The following is a 17,140-nucleotide window of genomic DNA, read 5'->3' as shown; positions in this document are numbered from 1 at the left end:
CCAAGTGGGAATTTTATTCCTATATATAAAAAAGCGGTAAATATTACTAAATATATGTTCAATAGCTGTACTTTTAATTAATTACCGGATTTCCAGAACTCATATATCTAATAAATAAGATACAAAAAATACTTTTTGCGGTGAGAATACTTGTCACAATGAGGAGAAAGAATTTTAAATTTTGCATGAGTGAATTTTAAATTTATTCACAGAGAGTAGAGCTATAGTGTATTTAGCAATGCTGCTGTTAGTGTGGCTGAGGTTAACGCCGAAGCCCAGGCATTTTTTATGAATTAGTTTGGAAAGACCTACTCGATGACAGGCAAAAACGCAAGACATAATGCTTTTCTGCGGCTAGTGTCTGGTAACGGAGCAGCATTTGGGTCAGAATCTCGCTACTCGCTTACCAGTAAAGAAGTGGTAATTGGACGTGACCCCAGCTGCCAAGTTGTTTTAGATGCCATGATGTATCGGATGGTATCCCGTCGTCATGCTGTGGTTCGTCCCGTTGCTTCATCTGTAGATAGCAAATTTAGCTGGGTACTTTGTGATTTGAATAGTGCCAACGGTACTTATTTAAATGGTCAACGCTTGTACGGATGTCAGGAGTTACACGCAGGCGATCGCATTTCTTTGGGTGCTGATGGGCCACAATTCCTGTTTGAGTATGCAGTCGCTCCCCAACCGACAATCATCACCAACCAAGTTGCACCCCTACCCTCAGCCAAGCACCCCCCCAAACCAGATTCGGTGAGCTTCACCCAGCTGTTTCCGATTATTTCTACTGGTAAGGATTTAACACGCAAAGCTTATCTTGTCCCCGGAATACTGACAGTAGTATTTGTGGTGTTGATGTTTGCGACGGTGGGTAGGCCACAAGCCAATCAAGTAATCGTCGCAACTTATATAGCTTTGGCTGCTTACTATTTTATTTACCAACTTTGCGGCAAGCCTAAACCTTGGTGGGTGTTAGTTGGTGCAGCCTTGAGTACAACCCTGATTTTGCTCAGTCCTTTATTAAATTTATTTATTTTCATTTTTCGGGAAGTCCTTCCTGGTAGCGTACCACCCATAGATCAGCCTGTCAGCAGCCTCACAGAATTATTTGTGGGGTACTTTTTTGGGGCTGGCTTAATGGAAGAATTACTCAAAGCTTTGCCCATATTGGGAGTATATCTAATTGCTTTGGGACTACCACCCGCTTGGCGAGAACGTGTCGGTGTTTGGGAACCTTTGGATGGTATTCTCTTGGGAACTGCTTCGGCTGTAGGCTTTACCTTATTGGAAACTCTGGGACAATATGTACCAGCCGCGTCCTTACAAGCAGGTACAGAAGCGGGTTTACAAGTCTTGATTGCTCGCATCTTAGGCTTGCCAGCAGGCCACATGGCTTATAGTGGTTATTTGGGATATTTCATCGGTTTAGCTGCTCTCAAACCCCGTCATGCTAAACAGATTCTCGCAGTTGGTTACCTCAGTGCCGCCGCACTCCACGCTTTATGGAATACAGCCGGACACAGTAATAATTTGCTCTTAGTTGTTGTTGGGGTTTTGTCTTATGCTTTCTTGATGGCAGCGATTCTGAAAGCCAGAGCTTTATCACCAACGCGATCGCAAAATTTTGCCACTCGTTTTCTTGATCCTAAATAGAGTCCTGAGTACGGCTTGATAACTCAACTGAGCGTTCTACTGGGCGCTCACACCTAAATCTTTGCCGAAGTTCGTTTCTCTGTCTTAAGGTAGATTGCGCTAATTTTTGCATCAGCTTATGGTTACAGTATGGTGTTTTTTTGTGCCTAAAAATCTAACACTCAAAAACTAAAAAATCCGACAAAAGTGCCACCTGTGAGCAAAATCACTGTTCACAGTAAAAATATCAAGGTCAAAGTATATAAAAAAGCTGTAGAAGTTAAGATTCTGCCTGAGAATCATTGAGTTGTCTAATAGCATAGTAAGCGATCGCTACACTTAACTTTGCTTGCTCAACTTCTGATAGAGCAGACCACTCTTGATGATTAACATTATCAACTATAGATGTTAAGTTTTGCCCTTCGCTGCTCCGCATAGCGTAAGCATAGGGACGGGCGAAAATCAACAAGTCATCTGCTTCCCATGTGGGTAATACACTTTGTACACACTCTACGAGTTGCTCACCTAGAGATTGTTGAGAAGCGAAAATTTCTGCTGCTTTGGTGGCGATCGCATTTAGCCAATTTTGTGGGATACCAGTCGCAAAAGCTGTGTGTAAATTTTCTTGAAGATGATCTACAGCTAACGACGATGTATTATGATTGTAGTATGAAGAAGGTGTTACCCCTGACCATAGGTGATCGAGTTTATCGTAAAAAACCTGCGCTCTGGTGGTGAATTCTTCATCTGATACATCTTGAGCAAATTGCCGTTCTAGCTCTTCAAAGTATATTTCTGACTCATCGTCAGAGGGGTTCCAAGGATAGGCTGCATCCTCTGGTTCTAATAAAGCTGCTAATAAATCTAATTCCATTTGAGATACTACAGAATGGCAAGCATCTGAACCGTTAGTTTTATGAGTCATTGATTGCCTCCTGATAAATTGATTTAGTTGACATTGACAGCTACAGCAGTCAGATTTAGATTTCCGCAAAAAAAAACGTTTTTTTATAATCTTCAAATTGACCGTTTACTGCATTGGGTATCTCAGTTGTTAGTCGTCATTTGTTTTTTATCTGGTTTCATGCCTAGTCTCATTGTGGACTGTTTTTCTCAAACTTTGGCTACTAACTCATGACAAAATCTCCCTTACCTGATAAAAATTTTTCCAGGTAAATCCCCCAGGTTCAGATAAGCAGGGGAGGCAGGAGAGGAAAAAAGGTTATTTTCAGAATTCTGCTTTTCCCCCGCCATGATTTATTCAAGAATCTTCAATAATAAATTCCCAGATTTCACCTCTTGAACTACCAAACTTTAACTGCATACCTGATTTTAAAGGAACTTCCTCCCGCAGAATTTGTTGCCAACCATTAGAGCCTAAAAACCAAGTTGTACCATAAGTGGAAAAATCTTGGAGATAATAGGTGCGGGCTGGATTACCGGTAAAATTATTCCGGCATAAAATTTCGGCGTGTCGCTTAGAAACAGAAAGTTCCGGGATGACGATATCATTATCTTTCGTCCGACCGATGCGTGTGACACCAGTTCTTAAAAACCAGCTACGACCTCCGGGGGAGAGCGATCGCAAAGAGGCGATCGGCATGGAAGAATTAGAGTTAGGAATAGCAGTATCGGGCATTTCCGTTACACTTTCATCAAAACTTTTGATGAGTTCACCATCAAAATCTGGATGTAAGTAGAGAACGGGTAAAGTCCAAGCGGGTTGATTGTACTTATATAGTGTTAACAGCTCTTGCCTGGCTTCCGCCACTGCTTCATCGATGGGCTTGCGCGATCGCAATGCTTCGGCAAAGGCTTGAATAAAACTGTGGCTTTCATGGTCAGCGATTTCATCCCGCATCGCTAAAACTGCCGGCACACCATGACGAATTAAAACTTCTGCCAAACTACTAGCAGGAATAGCCTGATGATTAATAGCGGCTGGTTGCGCTCCCCAACAAGCGTTAAATACGGCCAACTTCAAAGCGCTGCGGGTTAATACTTGGGCTAGTTCTATGCCGTTCAGGCTCATTCCTGGGCGCAAGAACAACAATCCGCCATCCGGCCCTGGTAGACCATGACCAGCGTAGAAAAATACATTATATGCTTTCGTTTCTAACTCTTGAATCAACTCTTGGGGTGTAGGCTGGATGAGAGTTTTGACTGTACATGGTGCATAACCCTGACCATAACCAGCCACCTGAGCACCATTTAACAGGGTTTTTTCTAGGATAGCGGCTTCTGTTTGCAGTTGCAGGTTTTGATCATGTCCAAGAACCAGCAGCACCTTTAAAGCTTGATCGATACGTAAATATGGTAAAGCTTCAACTTCACTGGTTGTACGGCTAAATAATACATCTGGGGAGAGGGACACCGCAGGCTGTCCTGGTTCCCGTTGCATAATTTCCCAGGGTAGGGCGATTAAATCTGGATCACGAATTTCCAGACGAAAGCGCAAACGTGTATGTTGACCCATAGCGATACCGCGACTACGTTCCAGACTCCCCAGAATTGGCCCCTCGAATATCCAACGCCATAAATTCATCCCCAGGTATTGCATGAGGCGACTACTATAACCAGTGGTTTGCCCGGAGGGGAGGGAGACTATATTTCCCGGAACTGAGTTTGTTAATGGGGGTTTCGTATCTGAAGAAATGTGAATACCACTATGACCGGCAAACATTTGCTGCCATTCTTGCCAAATTTGACTGAGTTCGGCAGGCCAAGCACAGTCACGCAAAACATAGCCACTGGGATAGGGAGCCTTGACCACCCAAATGGCGAAACTATCTTTGCCAGTGTTGATGAGACGGGCGATCGCCAGATTCAGGGAGGGCATGGATTAGCACACTACGAGGTAAGAACAATTCAAAATTATGGTTACTGAGGCTGTCGCAGTCGAGATATTTTGCCTACGCGCCGCTATGGGTATTCAGTAGGGGAATTTTGCCCAGACTGAAACTACTTGTAGACTTAGCGCCAAGTCTGTAGCAAGATCCCGTAGAGTGCGCCGGCTGCCGGCGTTAGCTTAGCGGTAGCGAGTCCGCGTTCGCTTTTAGCGTCTCGTAGAGAGCTTCACAGAACTTTGTCAGAGAGGGGCGTTAAACCCTTGAATTTACGATAATAGCCAAGTGTGATTTTCCTTAAGAAAAACTTTTGGCTGGTAAATTGCGTCTTGTTATTATTTGTATTATTTCAGGTTTTTATCAGTTTATCGATTATTTGATTCAGCTGCACCTGGATTGTTAGGAGTATTGGCTGCTGGGGGTGGGATGTCTGCTGGTAGAGAAACACTATTACAAGGGCTATCTTGACTGGGTTGTAAAACTGTCACAGCAAATCGTTTCAGTTGAGCTAATTCCGTTTTGATTGGCTGTTCTGAAGGTGGCGGAGGTTCTGTAGCTAAATTATTAGCGCTAGCTGGCTGGGGGTTACAAAGACGTAGGTATACTTCATAAATCCCTGGAGCAGGTTGAGGATTGAATTTTTTATCAATCACTTCTAAAAAACTTTCTGGGGGTACTTGTTGTTGATTGAAAGTGATTTCACTGTTAGTTTTAATTATCCATCCAGGTGCGAGATTATTTAGCGATCGCTGCTGTACTTTGGGACTCTGGGTGGCTGATGGTATATTTCTAGTCGGGGTGACTGTGGGAATGGCATATTGCGATCGCAGTAACATTACCCAATATCCCAAGACACCAGCTGTTGCCACCAAAATTAACGGCACGATGAGATTTAGAGGCAGTTTGCTGATTCTATTAGGTAAGTTGCTGGGAACTACTTGAGTTTTTTGTTCTGGTTTAGCCTCTAGTAAGGTTGGCTGTAGCGCTCTTGATGTCAAATTGACAGTTTTGATATGAGTGCTGTCGGGAACAACTGCCTTCAGAGTTATCTGTGGTTCGGTGTATTTGACTTGACAGTTAACTAGGGCGATCGTCACATTATCATGTCCATTCTTCGTGTTAGCAATATCTACCAATCGCTCAACCACGTTAACTATATTATTTTCTTCACCCGTCAGAATTGGTAAGATTTCCGTTTCCCAATAGTCTTCTACACGGTCGAAATCACTTAACCCGTCGGAAGTTAACAGAAATACCCCATCTTCATCGAGGATAAATCTTTGGGCTGTGGGATGTAATGAACTACTAGGACTCATGCCTAAAGCTTGCACCAGCGAACCTGAACCGCCTTGTTGTACTGCTTCACGATACACAGCGTAGCCTAATCTCACTTCCCTTGATGCCACATCATCATCAAGGGTAACTTGATAACAACCGTGACGGGTAATCCAATAGGCGCGACTGTCGCCGACGTGGGTAATATACATTTCGTGGGCAATAGGTAAAGCCATCACCAAGGTTGTACCCATACGTTTTCGTCCTTGGCGATTTTCGCTGTCATTGCGCTGACTAATTTTGTCGTTGGCAACGGCTGCTGCCCGTTCTAAATCAGCTATCAACAGCGATGGTTCGATATGGTCTGGTGGTACATTTATCAGTTGTTGTACCTGCTTGTGGACAGTTTCAATTGCTAAATTAGAGGCAACATTGCCGCCCTCATGTCCACCAATGCCATCACAAACAATAGCTAAGGCCGTTGGTTGGGGTGGTTTGCTCAATAATGTCCCACTGGGAGGATAACAAGCATCTTCGTTCCGTTGACGGCTAGGGCCAGTGTCAGTTTTGGTAGCGATTTGAATGGTGGGCGTTTGTGATTTGCTTAGTTCTGCCAATCCTCTGTCTAAAACAGCAACTAGTACCTCTGAGGATTTGATTTCGCCTTGAATGAGCAAATAACTAATTTGCTGAACAAATTCTGCTATGGCTGGTTTGGCTTCCTGGTGTAGTTGTTGCCAAAATTCACCCAATTGTGGCAATTCTAGGGCTGTTGTAGGGTCAGAATGCAGCTCCAACAACCGTACTAATGGCCCTTCCACCCGCAACAGATAGGGGTTGAGTAGGCTAGATACAACGCCTTCACTCTTGAAAGGTTGCCAAAGATTGGCAATTTGCCACAGCCAATGTAGTTGGCGCATTGATGTAGCGTAGCGCCAAGCATCGGTAAATTCGCTACACAAATGCACCTGTTGAGCTAAATTGTCTGCGAACAGAGGAGATTTTTCTAACAATAAAACTTGACTGTGGACATACCCATCGGTTGCCGGCAGCACCCCATACACTTGGGGGATATTTAACCGATAGGGGATGAGCCGCAGATAAGGTCTGATGGGATGGGTATTTTCTAAATCGGGCGCTTGGGGTAGTAAACCGGGTTTAGTATCTAAAACAACAGACTGATTGATAATTAAATAGCGATCGGCTAATATTTCTCCTGTAATGCCCATACTCAGACTATCTCCCACCACCCACAAATAACGCTTGGGTAAGGGTGTGGAGCATCGCTGGCAAAACTTGTGTGTCAGGGGATTCGCAGCCTGACAAAGTTCGTTTGGACAGTAGAGCGTTGCCGCATCATTTTCCATAGTGTTCGCACCGATCAGCGATTGGCAATTGTTTCAACAGCACTGGTAGCGGCAAGAATGAAGACCGCTCATATTTCTTGAATTCGAGTTATCCATCGTGGGATCATGATTTTAGCTGGTAGATACCAACAGATATTAATACTTATCTGAACTTATGCAAACACCATACTCCTTTGTCAATCTTACAGCCTCATCATAGCTTTTATTTATCTGTTGCTTTCCCTTGCTAGAGCCGCTAACACTCGTCTTGTCTAGATTTTTTGCTTTGGTTGCGTTAATCATGAACGATCGCAAAAAACACAGATATTTCCATAGTTTATAAGTTGTGGAACAGTCATAAACTTTAATTAAGAATTAAGATACTCAACGCTCGACATCTGGACAATTCATCCTTAGTAATACCCTACAGGTGTGAGTGGCGTTCCGCAGGAAAGCAAAATAGCTTAAGTTTAGCTTGCGGCTACTCCTGTGGAGAAATCGTAGAGTAGGCTAACGCTTATATAATTCGTACAGCACTCCAATTGGATGATAAATATCTAATTGATTTAGTGCTGTTCAAATTAACACATTTATTAAAATAAGTCAGAACCCCTTCTTGCTCAAGAAGTAGAAGTCGGGGTTCTGGGGATCTTGCGTACTATTTATCCTCAACGGCCACTTGAGGAAGCCCTAAGCTGTAGTTAGTGACGCGAGCAGAGAGATTGTAGCTGATTTCGCCTTTTTGGAGGAGCGATCGCAGATAATGTTCTAAGTCTGACCCAATGCGGCGTAAGTTGTAGTCTGTCAGGTCTGCACCGCTTGAGGCTTCGACTAATTCATCGAACTTGCGATAAATCTTTTGCAAAGCATCTTCATTCCAGTTGAACTCGTTGTCCGGGTCGATATCCAAGGTCAAGACCTGATTGCTGGGAACTAGTTCACCATCCCGGTCAATTTCTGCTGCAAAAATGCGGATGTGTCGGGTTGTAGACTTGAGCAGCGTTGCGTTTTCCATAACAGGGTGTCAGATTCAGGTTAATTACACTGAAATAATTGTAGACGCTATATATGGGCTTCAAAGCACTCAAATTAAATGGGGCTGGGGACTAGGGAAGAATCTTGGAGTCAGTTCTCCCCTGTTTTCCCTGTTCCCCGGAGGTTGATTGGATTTTCTTCAGTTGAACTTAGAGTCTATGCTATGGTTTAAAACCAAGATTTTACTTTTGATAAAATCGCTCATCTACCACTCCTGAATTTGATGATGAACAAAACGTACATTGAGTAATTTTACGTAATTAGCATACAACTACGTCTAGCTTTAATAAAATCAAAAAAAATGAGGGATTTACTTACGTGTAAACACGAAAAGTTCAGTAAAAACTCAAACTATTGTTGACTTTAAAATAAAGTTGATGTGAAAAGCTTTAAAAACCTAGAACAACTTCTTACAGAAACTTTATTGTATATAATCTCAAAAACTGAATAATAGTTATGGCTTACCTGAAATACAACTAACACAGGAAGATTCGATCTTCGACAATAAAAGACTATCTAAAAAAATCAGGAGCATGGAATGGAAGATAAATGCGGTGAATTGAAAAGAAATTGTTAATTCAGGCAGAACGAATTCAAAAGACTATACAGAAATTTTGTAGGAGATATACCTCCTCAACCTCATACCACCAAGCACAGGAATCTCTAAAACTATGAACTCGAAAGCATTACCACGGCAAATAAATAATATAGAAGTCGGTGTCTATGAGTGCGAAATACATCTCAAATTCCGGTTAGTTGAGGAAAAAAGCTTGTTGGGCGATCGCGAACAACTGATGCAGATCCTGCTAGATGCTTTAACTGAAGGGTCGGATGACTTTTTAGAGATGCTACAAGCGTCTGTAAAAGCACAAGAAGTTTCTGAGTTTAAAGCATCACCTCAAATGCGTCGTCAATTGATGCGTTTACGTAATGCTGTTGATACTAATCAATAGTTAGAAATAAAGTTGCAATTTGAGTAGCGGCAAATCAAATACTGGGTAGAAAATCTTAATTTCTCATAAGTTAGCCCATTTACCTATTTGCTCTAAATATTGAGTTGGCTTGTATAACTTAATGCCTTTGTTAATAAGCTCAAATTTACCCTACTCTCCGAAAAGCTAAATAAAGCAACTACAATCGGAGTTTTTACCATTTACTGTACTTATATAGATGAGTAATTACTAGCACTAATGTTGCACTTCTGAGACTAGTAAAAGTTTTAGATGTCTTATTTATGAGGGCAATTGCTCTGACCAGGGTTTTACTTTTATTTGCGGAGATTAATAGTAAACATTGCCACAAATTCTGCAACGGCATCTCTCACATCTTGGAAAAAGTTGATAGTTGATGCTGCAATATCCTTAGTTATTAAGTGTAATAGTATTTTTACTGCTACATAAGATATTTCCGACAAAGCATTTGTATCTCTGTCCCATATAAAGGTACAGAGATGGGAAATTCTTATGGAAGTTTCGGAGTAGTTTATTTGGCTAGACCGTGTTCCAAGGCAAAACGAACTAACTCAGTACGGCTGTTAGTTCCTGTTTTACTGAACAAACGACTGACGTATTTTTCGACGTTACGCACGCTGGTTTCGAGACGGCGGGCGATTTCCTTGTTCATTAGTCCTTCAGCTACCAAGTTTAAAACGCTTTGTTCTCTGGGAGTGAGGTCAATTTTAAAAGGAGCAGGTGACTGGGAAATTGCATTCCTTTGAGTTAATAAAGCTTTGATTTGAGCAATTTGATTGGCTAGTTCGGCTATATCTGGTGTTTCGCCTTCTTCGGTGGTTTTTTGGGGCTTGCTGTTGCGGCGGGTAAGTAAGTTTTCGACGATCGCTACCAGTTCATCTGGGTCGAAGGGTTTGGGTAGATAAGCATCAACGCCGGCTTGATAACCTTGGATGCGATCGCTTGTCATCCCTTTAGCTGTTAAAAATACCACGGGGAGTGATTGAAAGCGGGGGTCTTCGCGCAATTGCTTGAGAAATTGATACCCATCTACCTGAGGCATCATCACATCAGAAATTACGAGGTCTGGTGTGCTTTGCTGCATCAAATCCCAACCCTCACGGGCATTACTGGCGACTTGAACGCTAAAACCACTTTCTTGTAAGTAGTCTTTGACGGCTTCTCTCAATCCGGGTTCATCATCTACCAGTAACAATTGTGCTGACATCTAAAAAATTTCCTATGGTTCACTTTGTTCCAATGTAGCGAATCATGGATCGAAAATTCAAACTTCCTACAACCATTCAATGGTCTTAGCCTGTTCTGGTAGTTGGGCATCCCGTTGTCCGACTGCACGCGCTCTAGCGGTGAACAGACTAATGGGAGTATTGAATACATCTACCAAGTTGGCTTTACCGGCGATCGCTTTGGCACTATCCCGTGGTAATTCTTTAATTAACCAACGTGTTAAACGGTAGCCAATATCTTTGAGGCTGATATCAGGCATTAAGTTTACACCATGTAGTTCGTGCAGATAACGATTGGAGCGTCCGTAGCGTCGCCATTGACTGGCTAGCTCCTTGAGTGTGGCACGGTGGCGGTGCTGGACAATGGCATCTGGGGCAAATTCTAAACTACCAATATTTGACCGCAAAATTCGCCAACAAATATCTGCATCACCGCCAGTAGTCAGATAGGGACGGAATAATCCGGCTTGAGTAAAGGCAGTGCGTCTGATTGCTAGGTTAGCCGTTTGACCGTAGGGACAAAAGCTATTAGCGAGGGTGTGCTTTTGTGAGAGCGTATCTTGGCGGTCTGCGTGTTTTTCTAATAAGTTTTTTCCTGGTAAAGCAGCGATTTCACCTGCAACAATTACCACTTCTGGATTGACAAAAGGTTGAATTAGTGAATTTAGCCATTGGGGTTGGGGACGACAATCAGCATCTGTGAATACCACAATTTCACTGACAGCAGCCCGGATTCCCATGTTACGCGCCGCGTAGGAGCTTTGAATTTTATTTTCGCTGAGGGGACGAATATTAATTGGGGAATTAACCGCAGATTTTTCTATGAAGGAGAGGGTGCGATCGCTGCTGTTATTATCTACCAATAAGTACTCTACCCTTTCTGGGGGATAGGTTTGAGATACAAAACAGCTGATTAACTCTGGTAAATCTGCCTCACCGTTATAAATAGGAACAACCACCGATACCATTGGCAAAAAGCTGTTGGCGGTGGTTGGATCATTTTGCTGATGATTCATAAAACCTGAGAGTGTGGGTTGGGAAATACTAACTTAGTATAGGAGTGAGTCAGATATTCTCTGCCTGACTTCTGTCTTTTTCTAGTATTCCCGCACCACTCAAGTTCTGATTATGGCTCCAGAATTATGGAACAGAAAAATGCTGATATATGAACACCTGGTAACTAATCACTCATAGAACAGATTTTTAAAACTTCAACTCATTAGCACCCAGACTCATTGGTTGATTGGTTGGATTGAGGGGAGGACGAGCAAAGTTATTGCCAGATAATACAGCGATCGCACGGGCATATTGCGGATCGTTTTGAGTAGCAATTAGTTTGGGATTGTTGGCTAGTTGGCGTTCCTGTGCGTCGGTTAACTCCAGTTTGATATCTGGTGTAATACCTTTATGGTTGATGTCTGTACCGTTGGGGGTATAGTAGTGAGCGATCGTCACTGCCAAACCTGAACCATCGGGTAATTCATGAACTGACTGGACTAAAGCTTTGCCAAAGGTTTGACCACCAATAACTACAGCTCGTTTATTATCCTTGAGCGCACCTGTCAGAATCTCACTGGCGCTAGCTGAGTTACCATCTACCAATACGGCCAAGGGAAGTTTTGTTAAAGCAGTCCGGTTAGCTTTTGTATCTTCGTTAAATCCCTGACGGTTAACGGTACGGACAATGCCACCATCATCTAACCACATCCGAGCGATTTCAATACTCGCCTGCAATAAACCACCAGGGTTTCCCCGCAAATCTAAGACATAAGAATCTACTTTTTGTCCGTTCAAATTGCGGATAGCTCGTGCCATTTGCTCGGCGGCGTGGGCGCTGAACTCCCGTAAGCGGATGTAACCAACCCGTCTGCTACCTTCTTGCTTCAGGTTGTAGGAAACAGTTGGTACTTCTATTTTGGCTCTGGTGAGCTTCAAATCAAAGGCACTGTTTCCAGTACGTCCTAGACGTAAAGTAATAGCGGTGCCTTCTTTACCGCGAATTAATTTAGAGGCATCATCCACTTTCATTTGCTGGGTGGGTTTGCCGTCAATTGCTAGGATTTCATCACCTGCTTTAATCCCAGCTTTCAAGGCTGGAGAGTTTTCTATGGCTTCTAGGACAGTCAGCCGCTTGGTTGTTTCGTTCAACTCCATGCGGATACCTATACCAGATACTTCCCCAGATGTTTGACTGGTGAGGACTTCAAACTGCTTGGGGTCCATAAACCTGGTATATGGATCGTTCAGCCTTTGTAGGGCTTCCCGAATTGCCACGTAAGCTTCTTCTTTAGATGAATAATCTTTGCTTAATAAACTTTTTCTAACTGCTAGCCAATCTTGTTGATTAAACTTGCCATCAACATATTCGTTATTTACTAATTGCCATACTTGGTCTATTACCGCTTTAGGACTATCTTGTAAGGCGGCACGAACGCTACGAGTCCAAGCTGGGCCAAATACGGATATAGTCGCCGTTGTAGCGATCGCTCCTCCAATCATAGCAACCTGGAGCAGCGAGTGATGTTTCGCAGATGAGTTCATGTATATCAGCAGGGATTTATTGTGATTTTGACAGTTTAGCAATCAGACTTTGGGTAAAGTTTTAAGTTTTTATACTCAATTTTCAGCTACACTCCCCTCATTAATTCTCCCCTTTAAATTATGCTAATATTTTGCATTAATTTATTAACAATCATTACTATTTCTTTGATTTTCTTAGCTAGTTTAATCTAGCAGTGTGACAATAGTGTGACAGTTTTGTTACTGTCATCTTTACACCCCATATTAATTTTATAAGATAGCACTTCTATTGGAGAATTGCTGGTCTTTTAAGCTTAACTAACCAAGCTTTTTTATCTTGTGTCATGAGGCGCAAATTCAACAGAAATTCATCAGTCCCTATAAGGGAAGACATAAGGAAAAAGTGGCGATTAATACAAAAACTTGTGGGGGTTTTATGTCTGGTGCTTGGCGGTTGGCTAATCATCACCACTATAACCCTAGTTTTTGCTTCTTCCCAGCCTCCAGATGCCTTTTTTGTCCTTGGCGGTAGTATTAGACGGGAAATTTATATTGCCCAAATAGCCAAACAATATCCACAAATCCCCATTTTAATTTCCCAAGGTTCTCCAGACCCATGTATCAAGCTAATTTTTGAGCGTGAGGCGGCAGATTTGTCTAATGTTTGGCTGGAAAAGTGCGCCAATTCCACCTTTGAAAATTTCTACTATGGAGTACCGATATTAAAAAGTTGGGGAGTACATAAAGTCAGACTAATTACTTCACCCACTCATTTACCAAGAGCTAAATGGATGGCACAGATTCTTTTAGGCTCTCGTGGTATTTGGGTAGAAGTTGAGGTCGTTAAAGAAACTGGTGTTCCTGGTAATCGGGAGTCTTGGATCAAAACAGGGTTAGATGTCACCCGTAGCATATTATGGGCTGGCTTGAGTCAAATCATTCAGCCACAATGCCCAAAAGTTATGCAACTGAGCAAAGTAAATATGTCAACTTGGCAAAGTCGAGGTTTTAAGTGTGAATATCAAGGGGACTTGAGGATGTGAGAGGTTATGGCTGGGGATTGGGGATTGGGGATCGGGGATTGGGGACTGGGGACTGGGTGAAAAGCCTCTTGGTGTCTAGGTTACATCATCTTATTGATGTCCTAACACTACTGGCGATAGCTATAAATTTTGACAGCACACATTTTTAAGACCTACGTATGAAAACGAAATATCAAGGGTTTGGAGAAGGGTATAGGGGTATAAATGTTTGAAACCCCTACACCCTTACACCCTTACACCCAGTCTCAAAAGAAAATCTGGGTGCGTAAGTCCTAATTTCATCGCAGTGCAGATACACCCAAGGGGCCGCGAGTTACACCTAGTTGATTTTGTAGTTTCAACTCTCGCCACAGTTGAGAACCTGTAATTTCACCTGCCAGTAATTGACGATAACGCTGTATTGTTTTAGTCACTTGTTCAGGTGTTTCATTGACAAACTCAAGGCGGAAGTGAATTAAACCCAAGCCTATCAAGCGCTGTACGTATTCGGCTCCGGTTTGGGCTGTACCATTGAATACAGTATTACGACAACCTGCGTCTGCTTGTAAGACGTGTTCACTACCCACGCGATCGCGCAATTTCACTTCGTGTTTTTCACAAGGTCTGCCACAATTGGTATAATCGGTTCCTTCTGAGAGAAAGGCACAAAATACACAATGCTCCATGTGAAACATGGGTATATGTTGATGAATTGTTACCTCAAACCACTGGGCAGGGCAACTGGTAAGTAAGTTTTCTAGTTGATTGATGTTTAAATCATAGGATGCTGTCAACCGGTTCAAACCGAAGTTTTGTTTAAAGTAGTCTGCGGTTAAGGGGTTGGCAACATTCAGCGAAAAATCACCAATGCAAATATCGCCTGCAAAAAATTCTAACTGGTCGTAGTTGCGGATCAGATAACCATCAGCGTTGGCGGCGCGGACTTGCTGTAAAATCCAGTTTTCGCCGGGTTTGGTAATGCGGGGTGGGGCGACGAAGATTTGGGGAGAAGCGGATTCTCTCCTTACTTCATGTACTAGTTGTACAGCTTCTTTATAGGTGCGGGGGTCTTCAAATTCGCAGTATAGGGTTTCGACACCAGTTTGTAAGGCGGCTTGGAGTTGCTTGAGGTTGCGGACTAAAACGATGAGGGAGGGGGATTGGGGGGATTGGGGAGATGGGGGAGGGAGGAGGTCTGGGAAGGAAACATGACTACGTAGTTGCCAGCGTTTGGGTTGACTGCGTAATTCTTCTAATTGAGTCACAACTTCTCGCCGCATCCGATTTAACTCACTGACGGGAACCATGACCGCACCATTGAGGTGATTGGTGAGGGTTCCTAAACGGAAGGGAGTGTTACCAAGACGACCGAATTGTTCTTGTAGACGTTCTGTATCTAAGGGTTTGGTGTGGGCTGCAACTAATGATATTGCTGACTCTACTTGTACAATGTTACCGAGTTCATCGCGGGCGATCGCCACTAACATCTGACCAATTTCACCATGAATTTCCCAGTCTATGGGACGTTGAAATTGGGGGTTATCTCCAGCAAAGCTTTGGCGCAATTGTTTATCAAGTTCTGGGTCGCTGGTTTTCCAAAGTTTATCTCCTACATGAACGCGGCGGAAGTTCACATTACCTTGACCAAAGCTTAATACGGCTTCTTTACCCTTCTGCACCACCCCATAGACTCGACCACCTTCTTCTTTCGCCTCTGGATGACCACAGTCAAACACCACACCATCCCCTGGCTTCACAGGTGCTGCTAATTTAATTGTCACCTCTTCATGGTGAATACGGCTGACTTCACCTAAGTAAACCCCGCGCTTCTTGCCAAATCTGGCATGAACTAGTTCTTGATTGTTAATTCCCTGAAACCAACCAGTGTAAAGTCCGCGAGAAAAAGCCATTTCTAAGTCGTAGCGCTCTTGATGTGATACATAATCCCTTTGTGAGTGTCCCATCACCCGATCTAATGCTTGTCGATAGACACGGGTAACATTAGCCACATACTCTGGAGCTTTTAACCGTCCTTCAATCTTGAGACTGGTCACCCCTGACTTAACCAAATCAGGCAAAATTTCCAATCCTGCTAAATCTTGGGGGCTGAGTAAATATTTGCGATCGCCTAAATCTATAATTTCCCCATCAACAGTTAATTCATAGGGCATTCGGCAAGCCTGGGCGCACTCACCACGATTGGCAGAACGTCCCCCCAAGGCTTCACTAGTCAAACATTGACCAGAATAGGCTACACACAAAGCCCCGTGAACAAAAACCTCTAGGGGTAGGGAAGCAGACCTTTGTGCAATCTGCTGTTGAATCTTGTTAATTTCTGCAAGAGAACATTCACGGGCTAGTACTACCAATTCACAACCAAGAGACTTGGCAAATTCCACACCAGCCGGGCTAGTGATGGTCATTTGTGTAGAAGCGTGAATGGGAAAATCCGGTGACAGATGACGGATAAGCCGACAAATCCCCACATCCTGCACAATCACCGCATCCACACCAGCAGCAATAATTGTGCGGAGATATTGCTGCGCTTCCCCTAATTCTTGGGGAAAAATTAGTGTATTGACGGTGACATAACCTTTTACGCCCCGCAGGTGCAGGAATGCCATTAATTCAGGTAAATCTGCCTCAGTAAAATTTTGCGCCCGCATTCTGGCGTTAAACTTATCCAAACCAAAATAAATCGCATCTGCCCCATTTTCTACAGCAGCTTTAGCACATTCCCAGTTACCAGCCGGTGCGAGGATGTCAGGACGTGGAAAGGAGGATTGGGGATTTTGTCTGTCAGCGCTTTTCATCAAGTTTGGCAAAGGTTATGTATCACCATAGTAATTTTATCTAAGAAAAACTGGCGACTGGAAGAGAATCAGCAATTACCAATGGTGTATTTGTATCAGTAACTTAACGTAATTAGGGGAGCGATCGCTTTATTTATTGTCAGGATGATCTTAGACAAAATAGGGTTATTTATCTCTAAAGACGGCAAACACCACATTAACGTTACGGTTGACCCTAATTACTCAAAGTATTAATTCTCATAAATTAGACAGAGTGACAGCAGTTTAATCCATGAACCAGCTAAAAACAAATTTTAAAATTAACCGTCCCATTCAAGGTTCGGGAAACCACCCTTCATGGACTGGCGATCCCTGAGCTTCAGTATATATATCAGCATAACTTGGAATTTCCCACCCAGGAAGACCAAATCAAAGGTTATGGATACTGAACTGACTGCTTTTTTCACTAGTTAGTTCA

12 protein-coding genes are annotated in these 17,140 nt (G+C 43.1%); 3 read left to right on the top strand and 9 right to left on the bottom strand.

The window, feature by feature from the left end; all coding sequences use genetic code 11:
• Window positions 1-315 precede the first annotated feature (315 nt).
• Window positions 316-1,650, top strand: coding sequence for a PrsW family glutamic-type intramembrane protease (locus ACM5QX_RS17755; protein ID WP_414754734.1), 1,335 nt, complete (start codon window positions 316-318; stop codon window positions 1,648-1,650).
• 259 nt (window positions 1,651-1,909) lie between these two features.
• Here the strand turns inward: ACM5QX_RS17755 and ACM5QX_RS17750 are convergent, their stop codons facing one another.
• From ACM5QX_RS17750 to ACM5QX_RS17735, 4 genes are all read right to left on the bottom strand, one after another.
• Entirely contained in the window at window positions 1,910-2,554 is a 645-nt protein-coding gene (locus ACM5QX_RS17750; protein ID WP_414754733.1) for a hypothetical protein, read from the bottom strand.
• A gap of 336 nt (window positions 2,555-2,890) precedes the next feature.
• Window positions 2,891-4,468 carry a CHAT domain-containing protein gene (locus ACM5QX_RS17745; protein ID WP_414754732.1) on the bottom strand — a complete coding sequence of 526 codons (1,578 nt, stop codon included), beginning with the start codon at window positions 4,466-4,468 and terminating at the stop codon, window positions 2,891-2,893.
• 372 nt (window positions 4,469-4,840) lie between these two features.
• Complete coding sequence (locus ACM5QX_RS17740) at window positions 4,841-7,117, bottom strand: protein phosphatase 2C domain-containing protein (RefSeq protein WP_414754731.1); 2,277 nt, start codon at window positions 7,115-7,117, stop codon at window positions 4,841-4,843.
• Between the two features lie 637 nt (window positions 7,118-7,754).
• Complete coding sequence (locus tag ACM5QX_RS17735) at window positions 7,755-8,111, bottom strand: NAD(P)H-quinone oxidoreductase subunit M (RefSeq protein WP_010995900.1); 357 nt, start codon at window positions 8,109-8,111, stop codon at window positions 7,755-7,757.
• A gap of 691 nt (window positions 8,112-8,802) precedes the next feature.
• On the opposite strand from ACM5QX_RS17735, the gene ACM5QX_RS17730 reads away from it, so the two are divergent.
• A complete protein-coding gene (locus ACM5QX_RS17730; protein WP_010995902.1) occupies window positions 8,803-9,084 on the top strand; it encodes an Npun_R1517 family heterocyst differentiation transcriptional regulator in 282 nt (93 codons plus the stop codon).
• A 314-nt stretch (window positions 9,085-9,398) separates the two neighbouring features.
• Here the strand turns inward: ACM5QX_RS17730 and ACM5QX_RS17725 are convergent, their stop codons facing one another.
• The 4 genes from ACM5QX_RS17725 to ctpB all read right to left on the bottom strand — a co-directional run bounded on the left by ACM5QX_RS17725 (window position 9,399) and on the right by ctpB (window position 12,869).
• The gene (locus ACM5QX_RS17725) at window positions 9,399-9,545 is read right to left on the bottom strand and encodes a hypothetical protein (protein WP_414754730.1); all 147 of its coding nucleotides are present in this window, start codon (window positions 9,543-9,545) and stop codon (window positions 9,399-9,401) included.
• Window positions 9,546-9,613: 68 nt separating this feature from the next.
• On the bottom strand, window positions 9,614-10,309 hold the full coding sequence (locus ACM5QX_RS17720) for a response regulator transcription factor (RefSeq protein WP_190568729.1): 696 nt from the start codon (window positions 10,307-10,309) through the stop codon (window positions 9,614-9,616).
• 66 nt (window positions 10,310-10,375) lie between these two features.
• Window positions 10,376-11,344, bottom strand: a complete 969-nt coding sequence (locus ACM5QX_RS17715) for a glycosyltransferase (protein WP_414754728.1) — start codon at window positions 11,342-11,344, stop codon at window positions 10,376-10,378.
• Between the two features lie 187 nt (window positions 11,345-11,531).
• On the bottom strand, window positions 11,532-12,869 hold the full coding sequence (ctpB, locus tag ACM5QX_RS17710; protein WP_414754727.1) for a carboxyl-terminal processing protease CtpB: 1,338 nt from the start codon (window positions 12,867-12,869) through the stop codon (window positions 11,532-11,534).
• A gap of 323 nt (window positions 12,870-13,192) precedes the next feature.
• Here ctpB and ACM5QX_RS17705 point away from each other — a divergent pair, with 323 nt between their 5' ends.
• Window positions 13,193-13,891: a YdcF family protein gene (locus ACM5QX_RS17705; protein ID WP_414754726.1), complete on the top strand. Its 699-nt coding sequence runs from the start codon at window positions 13,193-13,195 to the stop codon at window positions 13,889-13,891.
• 278 nt (window positions 13,892-14,169) lie between these two features.
• Here the strand turns inward: ACM5QX_RS17705 and ACM5QX_RS17700 are convergent, their stop codons facing one another.
• The gene (locus ACM5QX_RS17700) at window positions 14,170-16,683 is read right to left on the bottom strand and encodes a DUF3656 domain-containing U32 family peptidase (RefSeq protein WP_414754725.1); all 2,514 of its coding nucleotides are present in this window, start codon (window positions 16,681-16,683) and stop codon (window positions 14,170-14,172) included.
• Window positions 16,684-17,140 lie beyond the last annotated feature (457 nt).

The organism is Anabaena sp. CCY 9910 (assembly GCF_963920875.1).
Taxonomy (GTDB): Bacteria; Cyanobacteriota; Cyanobacteriia; order Cyanobacteriales; family Nostocaceae; genus Trichormus; species Trichormus variabilis.
This window is presented reverse-complemented; position numbering and strand designations above follow the sequence as displayed.